The 11,641-nt window shown below is 56.7% G+C and carries 7 protein-coding genes and 1 riboswitch; of the genes, 5 read left to right on the top strand and 2 right to left on the bottom strand.

Annotated elements, in window-relative coordinates; all coding sequences use genetic code 11:
* Positions 1-15 precede the first annotated feature (15 nt).
* Positions 16-89, top strand: a riboswitch (cyclic di-GMP riboswitch).
* A gap of 101 nt (positions 90-190) precedes the next feature.
* From C6362_RS02215 to C6362_RS02200, 4 genes are all read left to right on the top strand, one after another.
* The gene (locus tag C6362_RS02215; RefSeq protein WP_014015142.1) at positions 191-1,171 is read left to right on the top strand and encodes a sensor domain-containing diguanylate cyclase; all 981 of its coding nucleotides are present in this window, start codon (positions 191-193) and stop codon (positions 1,169-1,171) included.
* Between the two features lie 192 nt (positions 1,172-1,363).
* Positions 1,364-2,146, top strand: coding sequence for an FAD binding domain-containing protein (locus C6362_RS02210; RefSeq protein WP_014015141.1), 783 nt, complete (start codon positions 1,364-1,366; stop codon positions 2,144-2,146).
* Positions 2,146-2,613, top strand: coding sequence for a (2Fe-2S)-binding protein (locus C6362_RS02205; protein WP_014015140.1), 468 nt, complete (start codon positions 2,146-2,148; stop codon positions 2,611-2,613). Before C6362_RS02210 ends, C6362_RS02205 begins: the two co-directional genes overlap by 1 nt.
* Positions 2,613-4,898 carry a xanthine dehydrogenase family protein molybdopterin-binding subunit gene (locus C6362_RS02200; RefSeq protein ID WP_014015139.1) on the top strand — a complete coding sequence of 762 codons (2,286 nt, stop codon included), beginning with the start codon at positions 2,613-2,615 and terminating at the stop codon, positions 4,896-4,898. Before C6362_RS02205 ends, C6362_RS02200 begins: the two co-directional genes overlap by 1 nt.
* Before the next feature lie 348 nt (positions 4,899-5,246).
* Here C6362_RS02200 and C6362_RS02195 read toward each other — a convergent pair whose 3' ends face one another.
* Positions 5,247-6,143 carry a universal stress protein gene (locus C6362_RS02195; protein WP_014015138.1) on the bottom strand — a complete coding sequence of 299 codons (897 nt, stop codon included), beginning with the start codon at positions 6,141-6,143 and terminating at the stop codon, positions 5,247-5,249.
* Between the two features lie 25 nt (positions 6,144-6,168).
* The gene (locus C6362_RS02190) at positions 6,169-10,464 is read right to left on the bottom strand and encodes a 2-hydroxyacyl-CoA dehydratase (protein WP_014015137.1); all 4,296 of its coding nucleotides are present in this window, start codon (positions 10,462-10,464) and stop codon (positions 6,169-6,171) included.
* 239 nt (positions 10,465-10,703) lie between these two features.
* Between C6362_RS02190 and speE the strand changes: the two genes are divergently transcribed.
* On the top strand, positions 10,704-11,552 hold the full coding sequence (gene speE, locus C6362_RS02185) for a polyamine aminopropyltransferase (RefSeq protein WP_014015136.1): 849 nt from the start codon (positions 10,704-10,706) through the stop codon (positions 11,550-11,552).
* Positions 11,553-11,641: the final 89 nt, after the last annotated feature.

Below are 11,641 nucleotides of genomic sequence, written 5' to 3'. Positions count from 1 at the left end.
GATGTAAAAAGTAAACATTAAATTCGGCAAACCCGGGGAAACCCGGCGACGCAAAGCTATAGGGCCTCTGCTGGCAGCCAGTTGCAATCTCTCTTTTTTGTGTGCAAAAAAGGAATCAGGTTTCTGATGACGGCCGCCGTACAGCCAGTATGGGGCCGTTTTTTTTGTGTGTATCAGACAGGGGGATTCCATGTACTGTAATCAGAAAAAGATGATGACGCTTATTGCGATTTTGCAGGATGCCGTGTGTCAGGCTATGACTAATGATGATCCAGACGACATCCTCTTTTCCTTTGTTGCCCGCATTGGCTCATTTTTAGGCGCTGGAAAAGCGTTTCTCTTCGATGATACGCCTATCCACTTCTATTGCTGGACCCCGGACGGCATGACTTATGATACGGATCGTGTCATCCCGAACGAAGATCGGCAGAAGCTGCGGGGCTGGTTCAAGGACTTGGCCAGTCGGGGCCATCCGGTCTTCATTGCCAATACGGCGGACTGGCCGGACCTGGATTCTTCTATAAAGGAACATATGCATCGCGCTCACATCCACAATGTAGCGGCGATGGCTTTTTTCATGCCGGGCAACCGGATTGGCGCGATTGTCTTGGAAAATATTCATCCCGATGCAAGAGAACAGGCCGATGAATTACTCCGCCTGGCAGGCAGCTTCCTTTTGGTGCTGCTCAAAGGCCGGGACCATATCTATCAGATGCGGAACCACAGTTTCATCGATCAGATGACCGGCGTGTCTAACCGCAATGCCTTCGATGCCTATCAGCAGCACGTCAACTGCCAGGTCAGCATGGGCGTCCTCTTTGCCGATATCAATAACCTCAAGAAGACGAACGATGAAGAAGGTCATGCCAGCGGCGACCGGCTCATCTGTCATACGGCGTCGATTCTCCAGCAATACCGCCATGGCGGAGAAGTCTTCCGCATCGGCGGCGATGAATTCGTCATCATCTGGCAGCATGTAGAAGAACGGGATTTCCATCAGGCTTGCTGTCAGATCCGCAGACAAATCGCGTCCCAAAACTTGAACATTGCCCTTGGCTATCATTGGGTAGCCGAAGCCATCCAAGGCTTGCCTCCTGTCCTGCAAGCCGCCGATAAGCACATGTATGAAGAAAAACGACGTTACCATAGGCGGCAAGTCATCCGCCCGTAGGGGCCGACCCGGCCAGGGCGGCCCGCCACGAGCCACGAGCCACGAGCCACGAGCCACGAGCCACGAGCCACGAGCCACGAGCCACGAGCCACGAGCCACGAGCCCTTGCGGCCCGCCCTTCTTTGCTGGTATAATAAACTTGATAAATTATGCATTGAAGTTTATTTTTTACCCTGCAAAGGAGGGTTTTTTATGAATATTGCGCAATATACGAAAGCGGCATCGCTGGAAGAAGCGTGGAAACTCAAGCAAAAGCGGTCCGCTGTCGTCCTCGGCGGCTGCTGCTGGCTCCGCTTGTCGCCGCAGCGGCGCATTGCCCAGGCCATCGACTTGTCCGGGCTGGGGCTGGACCAGATCGAAGAAGGAGACGATGTCTTCCGCATCGGCGCTATGGTCACGTTAGGGCAGCTCGAAGGTCATGAAGGGCTGGCCGCTTTTACCCAGGGGGCTATGAAAGAAGCCGTCCGCCATATCGTCGGGACCCAGTTCCGCAACATGGCGACTGTCGGCGGCAGTATCAGCGGCCGCTTCGGCTTTTCTGACATCTGGACGCTGTTCTTGGCCTTGGATGCTCAAGTCGAATTGTACAAAGGCGGCGCGGTCAGCCTGGCAGACTTCGGCCAGACCGGGCCGGGTACGGATATCGTCACGCAGGTGGTCATCCCGAAAAAGGCCTGCCAGACGGCGTATGATTCGCTGCGCCTCAATGAAACAGACTTCCCTGTCATTGCTGTCGCCGTGTCGGCTGATGCAGAAGACGTGCGCTGTGCTATCGGTGCCCGTCCGGCTCGGGCCCAGGTGCTCTGCCAGTCCGTGAGCGACGTGCGCCGCCAAGGACTGGAAGGGGCTGCTGAAAAGATGGCTGGCTCCCTGAACTATGAAAGCAATATGCGCGGTTCAGCCGATTATCGCCACGATATGGCTGTCGTCCTCTGCCGGCGCTTATTGACGAAAGTACTGGGAGGTGACCAGTGATGACCATTACGTATTGGCTGAACGGCAAGAAGGCGACGGCTGACGTCGCGCCGGGCCTGATGCTCTATGATTTTCTTCGCAGCCAGGGCTGTTACAGCGTCAAATGCGGCTGTGAAACGACGAACTGCGGCCTCTGTACGGTCTGGGTCGATGACGTACCCGTCCTGTCCTGTGCCATGCTGGCCGTCCGCATCGACGGCTGTCATGTGACGACCCTGGAAGGCTTGCAGGACGAAGCCAAAGAATTTGCCCTCTATATGGGCCGTGAAGGCGCCGATCAGTGTGGCTTCTGTAATCCCGGTTTCGTCATGAACGTCCTGGCCATGGTCCGTAAGCTGGATGCGCCGACAGAAGACGAAATCAAGGAATTCCTGTCAGGGAATCTTTGCCGCTGCACCGGTTATATAAGCCATATGCGGGCTATTAAGGCTTATTTCAAAGCCAAAGGGAAGGAGGTCCGGGCATAATGGAATACAAAGTCATCAATCACGGCGTCGCTAAGAAAGATTCTCAGGCCCTGGTCACGGGACAGCCAGTCTATACAGATGACCTGCGGCCCAAGGACTGCCTCATCGTCAAGGCCCTGCGCAGTCCTCATGCCAGAGCCATCGTCAAGAACGTGAACAAGAGTGCGGCCGAAAAGGTGCCGGGCATCGTCTGCATCGTCACGGCCGATGACGTACCGCAGTCGCGGTTCACCATTGCCGGCCAGACCTATCCGGAACTGAGCCCGTATGACCGCCTCATCCTGGATAAGCAGATCCGCTTCGTCGGTGATCCCGTCGCCCTCGTCGCCGGTACGAGTGAAGAAGCCGTCGACAGGGCCCTGCGCGTCCTCCGCGTCGAGTACGATGTCCAGGAACCGCTCCTGGATTTCACCAAAGCCTTGGATAACGATATCGTCGTCCATCCCGAAGACAACTGGAATCCCCTCGTCGACGTCGGCGGCGACAACAAGCGCAATCTCGTCGCCCAGGCCTGTGATGAACACGGCGACATCGATGCCGTCCTGGCTTCATCGGACGTCGTCATCGACAGGACTTATCATACGCGCCAGAACCAGCAGGGCGCTATGGAAACGTTCCGGGCCTATGCCTATAAGGACGCCTTCGGCCGCCTGACCATTGTCAGTTCGACGCAGGTTCCGTTCCACGTCCGCCGCATCGTTGCCAATGCCCTGGAAATCCCGAAATCGAAGATCCGCGTCATCAAGCCGCGCATCGGCGGCGGCTTCGGCTCCAAGCAGACAGCCGTCATGGAAGTCTATCCGGCGTATATTGCCTGGCTGACGGGAAAACCGGCGTATATGATTTACAGCCGGGAAGAATCCATGACCGTATCGACGCCGCGCCATGAATCGCAGATCCGCGTCGTCCTCGGCGCCAGCAAGGACGGCCATATCCGCGGCATCTTCGTCGATTCCCTGTGGAACGCCGGTGCTTATGGCGAACATACGCCGACGACGGTCACGTTGTCGGGGCATAAATCGATTCCCTTGTATAATGCAGCCGAAGCTTTCCGCTTCAGTTATACCTGCGTCTATACCAATACCATCGCCGCCGGTGCCTATCGCGGTTACGGTGCGACCCAGGGCTTGTTTGCCCTGGAAACAGCCGTCAATGAACTGGCAGCAGCCCTGCACATGAGCCCTGTGGCCCTGCGCCTGAAGAACCTGGTCCGTCAGGGACAGGTCATGCCGGCTTATTTCAATGAAACGGCCCTGAGCTGTACCCTCGACAAGTGCCTGGAACGGGTGGTCCAGATGTCCGGCTGGCACGACGACTGCCCGCGTCAGGTCCTGCCCAATGGCCATATCCGGGCTATCGGCATCGCTGCGGCCATGCAGGGGTCGAGCATTACCAACGTCGACGTCGCCTCGGTCACCATCAAGGTCAACGACGACGGCTTCTATTCCCTCAATATCGGCGCTACCGATATGGGGACGGGCTGTGATACTATCCTGGCCCAGATTGCTGCGGAATGTCTTCTCTGCCCGGTCGACAACATCGTCACCTATGGCGTCGATACGGATACGTCGCCGTATGACAGCGGCTCCTATGCGTCGTCGACGACGTACCTTACGGGCAATGCCGTCGTCAAGACCTGCCAGAGCCTGATACAGCGCATGAAAGAACGGGCTGCCGTCAAACTGGGCTCGGCCGGTATCGACAATCTGGAATTTGACGGCCAGGCCATCACTGACCTGGCGACAGGGAAGAAAATCACCATCAAGGACCTGGGCAACGACGCCATGTTCATGAATGACATCGCCCTGGAAGCGACGGAATCGTGCTACTCGCCGACCAGTCCGCCGCCGTACATGGCCGGTGCCGCTACCGTCGACGTCGACCCGGAAACGGGCCATATCTCGCTGGTACAGTATGACGCCGTCGTTGACTGCGGCACGGTCATCAATCCGGCCCTAGCCAAAGTCCAGACCGAAGGCGGTATCGTCCAGGCCATCGGCATGGCCCTGACTGAAAATATCCAGATTACGCCGTCAGGCCGTATCCAGAACAACTCCTTCATGCAGTACCGCATGCCGACGCGCATGGACCTGGGCCAGATCAACGTTGAATTTGAACCGAGCTATGAACCGAACGGACCGTTCGGGGCCAAATCCATCGGCGAACTCGTCATCGACTCGCCGGCGCCGGCCATCGCCCATGCCATCTATAATGCCACCGGCATCTGGCTGCGCGACCTGCCCATGACGGCAGAAAAACTCTACAAAGCGATGAGAAAAAAATAGTGGCTCGTGGCTAGTGATTCGTGGCTCGTGTAAGGGCGCCCGCAGGTCGCACTCCGCAATGCAGGCGCCGTCCTGTACGGCCTGCCCTGGCTCCCTTTATAGGGGAGCTGTCAGCAACGCTGACTGAGAGGTTGCTTTTTCTCAGAAATTTCAATGGAAAGGGGCTATCCCATTAAGTATTTTTGCTTAATGGGATAGCCCCTTTTTATGTATTCGGGTGTATTCGGAGAACTACGGCCTGCGTTATCCCCATCATTCAGGGCGGGCCGCCTTAGCAGGACGGCCCAGGGGACCGTTGCGGTCTACGAACCACGAACCACTAGGCCGCAGGCCGAAGCCACGAGCTCATCATTTTACAATCATGACGGGCAGGCCCGAATGGGTCGTGATGTAGCGGCTGACGCTGCCCAGGAGAATCGAGGTCAGGCCGCTGCGGCCGCGGCTGCCCATGATGAGCAGGTCCGAGCCGTCTTTTTCGGCTTTTTTGAGGATTGTCGGACCAGGGCGGCCGATGTTGGCGACGAAGTGGATGTCCACGCCGCCTTTATGGTCGGCTACGGCAGCCTTGCACAGGGCAAAGACGCGGTCGGCGCTCTGGCGCAGGCGGTCTGTCAGGTCTTCCAGGCCGTGTTTTTTCTGGTCCAGTGCCGTTTCTTCGGCAATGAGGTCGCGCATGTTGGCGACGTGGAAGACCGTCACCGATGCGCCGTCGGCTTTGGCAAATTCTACGGCGTAGCGGACGGCTTTCAACGATTCTTCCGAGCCGTCGGCCGGGACGAGGATGCGCTGATACGGGCCTTCTTTTTCATTATGTGCCAGCAGGACCGGGCATTTGGCATGGGCCAGGACATACGTGCTGGCGCTGCCCAGAATCTGTTCCGACAGGGAATGGCTGCCGCGGCGGCCCATGACGATGAGATCGGCGTCGCATTTTTCCGCTTCGCTGAGGATGCCGATTTCCGGTGTGCTGACCAGCTGGACCGTGTGGACCATCAGATTTTCCGGAACGGCTTCCATGGCTTTTTCCAGGACGTAGCCGCTCTTGTCCTTGGCCAGCTTGGTCAGGTCCTTGACTTTTTCGTCCGTCATGTCTTCGAAGACATCGAAGCTGTCCAGAACGGCATCGGCATTGGTGATATTGACGATGGTCAATTCAGCGTTGTAGACGTTGGCAATGTCGATGGCATGCTGCAAGGCGTTGTGCGACGGATGGGAACCGTCAATGGGAACTAAGATGTTTTTCATGATACATACCCCCTTTTTATTGGAACTATTTTTCCAGTGAGCTGTTGATGCGGACGCCGCTCATGAAGGGCAGGACCGGTTTCGCATCTTCCTGCACCGGTTCGCGGATGCCTTCAAAGGTCGTCGTCAGCATCAGTTTCAGACGGTTTGTCTGGTTGACTGAGCTGGCACTGGGGTCATAGTCGATAGCGACGATGTTCGTTTCCGGGAAGGCGGCCTTCAAGGTCTTGATCATGCCTTTGCCCGTAACGTGGTTCGGCAGGCAGGCCCAGGGTTGGAGGCAGACGATGTTCTTGGCTCCGCGGTGGATGAGGTCAATCATATCCCCCGTGAGGAACCAGCCTTCACCGGCTTCATGGCCCAGGGACAAGTATTTCTTCGCTTCGTCGGCGATATCGTAGATGGATGTGATGGAATCGAAATGGCGGCTCTTGGCGACGGCCTGTTCATAAGGCTTGCGGTACCATTCCAACAGGCGGACGGCGGTCTTGCTGAGGAAGGAATCCTTCCAGCTGCCCGACAGGTACTTGTGGCGGAACTGGCTGTCCAGCTGGCCGTAGAGGAAGAAGTCTGCCAGGCCGGAGACGATGATTTCGCCGCCTTCTTCTTCAATCATGCGGACGATATGGTTATTGGCGATGGGGTGGAACTTGACGTAGATTTCACCGACCAGTCCGATGCGCGGCTTCATGGTTTCGCTCATGTCGATGTGGTCAAATTCGTCGACGAGGTCGCGGATATTTTTCCTGAACGATTTGAAATCGGCTTTCTTCAGCTGTTCGGCGCACTTCTTCTGCCACTTGTGGAAGAGGGCTTCGGCCGTGCCCTTGACCTTTTCATAAGGCCGTGTGCGGTACAGGACCTGCTGCAGGGCGTCACCGTAAATCATGCCCATGACCAGGCGGTGCCAGAAACCGATGCCGGGCTGGAAGCCGGGCTGCTTGTTCATGCCCTTGAGGTTCAGCGACAAGATGGCGACTTGCGACATGTTGGCGTCGTTCAAGGCCTTGCGGATCATGCCGATGTAATTCGTCGCCCGGCAGCAGCCGCCGGTCTGGGAAATCATGACCGTCGTGTGGTCCAGGTCGTATTTGCCCGACTTGAGGGCCGTAATGATCTGGCCCAGGCTCATGATGGCCGGGTAGCAGGCGTCGTTGTGGATATAAGCCAGCCCCGTATCGATGGCTTTCTGGCCCTGGTGGGGCAGGAGTTCGACGCGGTAGCCTTCGTGTTCGAAAGCGGCCATGAACAGCGGGAAATGGATCGGCGTCATCGACGGGGCCAGGATGACGTTCTGCTTGGCGTCTTCCTTGGTGAATTTCGTCTTTTCGTAGGAATACGGTTCGATGACGTGATCTTCTTTGGGCCGGTGATTCATGACGAACAGCAACGAGCGGAGGCGGATGCGGATGGCGCCCAGGTTGGACCCTTCGTCGATCTTGAGCAGGGTGTGGATTTTGTGACCATGGGCCAGGATGTCCTGGACCTGGTCGGCGACGATGGCGTCGAGGCCGCAGCCGAAGGAATTGAGTTCTACCAGTTCCAGGTTCGGATGCTGCGTGATGTACTGGGCCGCCCGGTAGAGGCGGGAATGGTACGACCACTGGTCGACGACGCGCAGGTGGCCCGGGAACTGGCCCAGCGGTGCCACGCCGTCTTCGGTGAGGACGGCCAGGCCCAGGCTGTTGATGAGTTCCGGTATGCCGTGGTTGATTTCCGGGTCGATATGGTACGGGCGGCCGCAGAGGACGATGGCCCGCTGACCGGTCTTTTCCAGGTTGTCCAGGATTTTCTTAGTCAAATCATAGATTTTCTGTTTATACGCTTCTTCTTCGTCCCAGGCGGCAGCGGCAGCGGCTTTGATTTCGTGAGCCGGCAGGTTCCAGGCCTTGAGTTCTTCCGCCAGGCGCTTGCCGATGCGCTTCTTGTCGTGGAGCGGCAGGAAGGGGCAGAGATAGGGCGTATTGGTTTCGGCCAGGCGTTCGCCCATGTTGTTGCGGATGACTTCGGGATAGCTCATGACCATGGGGCAGTTGAAGGTATTGTCCTTGCTGCCTTCGCTGGGGCCGTTCTGGATGCAGGGATAGAAGATTCGGTCGACGCCTTTTTCCAACAGGTTTTCGATGTGGCCGTGGACCAGTTTGGCCGGGTAGCAGGCCGAATCCGACGGGACCGTGTCCATGGCCTTTTCAAAGAGGGGTTTTGAGGACGGGTCGGAAAGGACGACGGTATAGCCGAGTTTGGTGAAGAACGTGAACCAGAAGGGATAGTCTTCGTACATATTGAGGACCCGCGGGATACCGACGGTGCCGCGCGGCGCATTTTCTACGGGCTTGTAGCCGAAGAGCAGGTTGTATTTCACCTTGTACATATTGGGCAGGGGCTTCTTGCGGGCCGATGTCGAGCCGGCGGCGCCGCGTTCGCAGCGGTTGCCCGTGATGAAGGACCGGCCGTCGTTGAAGGTATTGACTGTCAGCAGGCAGTTATTGGTGCACAAGCCGCAGTGGCGGATGGACGTCGTGACCTGCAGTTCTTCCAGGGCCTTCGGGCTGACGATGGTCGACTTGGCGTGGTCCTGGTGATAGGCCGTGCGGCAGACGAGGCCCATGCCGAAGGCGCCCATGAGGCCGGAAATGGCCGGACGGATGACCTGGCGGCCCAGGAGTTTTTCGAAAGCCCGCAGGACGGCGTCGTTGTAGAAAGTGCCGCCCTGGACGACGATGTGCTTGCCGAGCTTGGCCGGGTCTTTGACCTTGATGACTTTATACAGGGCATTCTTGATGACCGAGTAAGAGAGGCCTGCCGAGATGTCGGCCAGTGTAGCTCCTTCTTTCTGGGCCTGCTTGACTTTGGAGTTCATGAAGACCGTGCAGCGCGAGCCCAGGTCGATGGGGCTCTTGGCCAGGAGGGCGGCCTGAGAGAAGTCCTGGATGGACATTTTCAGGGATTTGGCGAAGGTATCCAGGAAGGAACCGCAGCCCGACGAGCAGGCTTCATTGAGCAGGATGTCTTCGATATGGCCGTCTTTGATGCGGCTGCATTTCATGTCCTGGCCGCCGATATCGAGGAGGAAGTCGACGTCCGGGCAGAAGTGGGACGCTGCCTGATAGTGGGCAATGGTTTCGACTTCGCCCAGGTCGAGGTGCAGCGCTTCCTTGAGCAGGGCTTCGCCGTAGCCGGTGATGCCGGCTTTGGCGATGAAGGCCTTTTCCGGCAGGCGGCGGTAGACTTCGGCGACGATGTTCTTGGCCGCTGTCAAAGGGCTGCCTTCATTGTTCTGGTAGTGCGAATAAAGGATCTTCATGTCTTCGCTGAGGACGACGGCCTTGATGGTCGTCGAGCCGGCGTCGATGCCCAGGTAGCACGGGCCGCTGTAGGTGGTGATGTCCGCCTGCGGGACCGTGTGCTGGCTGTGGCGGGCCCGAAATTCGTCGAGTTCGGCCTGGTTGTTGAACAGCGGTTCGACGCGGTCCGATTTGGCCAGGGTCGATTCGTCGACGTTCTTCAGCTGGCCCATGAGGTTCATGAAGGAAACGGGCTTCGTATCTATGCTGCCCAGGGCGGCGCCGATGGCCACGTAGACCTGAGCGTTTTCCGGGGCAATAACCTGTTCCGGCGTCAGATGGAGGGTCTTGGCGAATTGTTCCCGAAGCTGGGACAGGTAGGTCAGCGGACCGCCGAGGAAGCAGACCGTGCCTTTGATGGGACGGCCGCAGGCCAGGCCGGTGATGGTCTGGAAGACGATGGACTGGAAGACGGAAGCGGCGACATTTTCCTTGCTGGCCCCTTCGTTGAGCAGGGCCTGGATGTCCGTCTTGGCGAAGACGCCGCAGCGGGCGGCGATGGGATAAATGGTGTCGGCTTTCTTGGCCAATTCATTGAGGCCGCTGGCATCGGTGTCGAGGAGGGTCGCCATCTGGTCGATGAAGGCCCCGGTCCCGCCGGCACAGTTGCCGTTCATGCGGTGTTCGTTGCCGCCGGTCAGGTAGGTGATCTTCGCATCTTCACCGCCGAGTTCGATGATGACGTCCGACTGGGGATAATAAGTGCGGACGGCTTTGGTACCGGCAATGACTTCCTGCAAAAAGGGAATGTGCAGGTAGTCTGCCAGGGCGATGCCGCCAGAGCCGGTGATGGCCATGGTGATTTGACGGTCGCCAAAGATTTCATAGGCGTTTTGGAGTAAATCCCAAACTTTTTGGCGTATATCCGTATAGTGGCGGACATAGCATGCGTGAAGGCATTGTTTGGCATGGTTGAGGACGGCAATCTTTACCGTCGTCGAACCGATGTCGATGCCGATATGTAAGAGATTTTTCATGTTTTGTCACCCTATCGGTTTACCAACCGATTCTTTCTTATAAATTTCTATATTATAAAGACTGTATATAAAAAGTCTACTTTATATTGTACCATAATCCCCTTGTTCTGTAAGGGGGTGGGAGAGAGGATTTTTTGCTGCGCCATAAAATGAGTTACGACAAATCCTGGCAAATATGATAGAATAAAGGTGTCCCTGTCTTAATGAAAGCTATATTTTTATCATAAAGGAGCCCTGTCATGAGAAAATTCGTAAGCGAACACCAGTCCCCGTATTTGGATTTGACGACGGAAGTGTCGGATATCCTCTATCGCGGTCACTCGCAGTTCCAGGACATCATCGTCGCCGATTCCAAGGAATTTGGCCGCATGCTGGTCCTGGACGGTGTTTTCCAGACGTCTATCAAAGATGAATTTATGTATCACGAAAGCATCGTCCACATCCCCCTGTTCCTCCATCCCAATCCGAAGAAAGTCCTCATCATCGGCGGCGGCGACGGCGGCGCTGCCCGGGAAGCCGTCCGTCATCCGGAAGTCGAATCGGTCACCATGGTCGACATCGATGGCCAGGTCATCGAATTGTCCAAGAAATATTTCCCGGAAATCTCTAAAGCCATCCTTGAAAAGGATCCCAAACTGACCGTCAAAGTCGGCGACGGCATCGCCTTCATGCGGGAAGCCGAAAACTATTACGACGTCATCATCGTCGACTGCTCGGACCCCGTCGGCCCTGGCGAAGGACTGTTCTCGTATGATTTCTATAAGGACACCTTCAAGGCCCTCAAAGAAGACGGTCTCTTCGTCCAGCAGACCGAATCGCCTTTCATGCACCGCAAACTGGTCAAGGACATCTTCGACTGCGTATCGGACATCTTCCCCATCACCCGCCTGTACACGGCCTTCATCCCGCTCTACCCGTCGGGCATGCACTGCTTCACCATGGGCTCGAAGAAATACGATCCCTTGGCATGGGAACCGAACCGCAAACGGACCTTCCCGACCAAATACTACAACGAAGGAATCCAGAAGAGCGCCTTCGTCCTGCCGAACTTCGTCAAGGACTTATTATACGGAGAAAAAGAAAGATAAAAAAGTTTGAAAAAGTGCTTGACTTTGTGAAGGGTTCATGGTAAGATTATCTACGTTGACGGCGCTAATACAGCGCGGCCGACGCAGAT

Origin of the sequence: Megasphaera elsdenii DSM 20460, from assembly GCF_003010495.1 — a bacterium.
GTDB lineage: Bacteria > Bacillota > Negativicutes > Veillonellales > Megasphaeraceae > Megasphaera > Megasphaera elsdenii.
This window is presented reverse-complemented; position numbering and strand designations above follow the sequence as displayed.

Bases quoted from the DNA above. Each gene is read 5' to 3' on its own strand.
- speE (WP_014015136.1), top strand. From the start codon at position 10,704: ATGAGAAAATTCGTAAGCGAACACCAGTCCCCGTATTTGGATTTGACG.
- C6362_RS02210 (WP_014015141.1), top strand. From the start codon at position 1,364: ATGAATATTGCGCAATATACGAAAGCGGCATCGCTGGAAGAAGCGTGG.
- C6362_RS02205 (WP_014015140.1), top strand. From the start codon at position 2,146: ATGACCATTACGTATTGGCTGAACGGCAAGAAGGCGACGGCTGACGTC.
- C6362_RS02200 (WP_014015139.1), top strand. From the start codon at position 2,613: ATGGAATACAAAGTCATCAATCACGGCGTCGCTAAGAAAGATTCTCAG.
- C6362_RS02195 (WP_014015138.1), bottom strand. From the start codon at position 6,143: ATGAAAAACATCTTAGTTCCCATTGACGGTTCCCATCCGTCGCACAAC.
- C6362_RS02190 (WP_014015137.1), bottom strand. From the start codon at position 10,464: ATGAAAAATCTCTTACATATCGGCATCGACATCGGTTCGACGACGGTA.
- C6362_RS02215 (WP_014015142.1), top strand. From the start codon at position 191: ATGTACTGTAATCAGAAAAAGATGATGACGCTTATTGCGATTTTGCAG.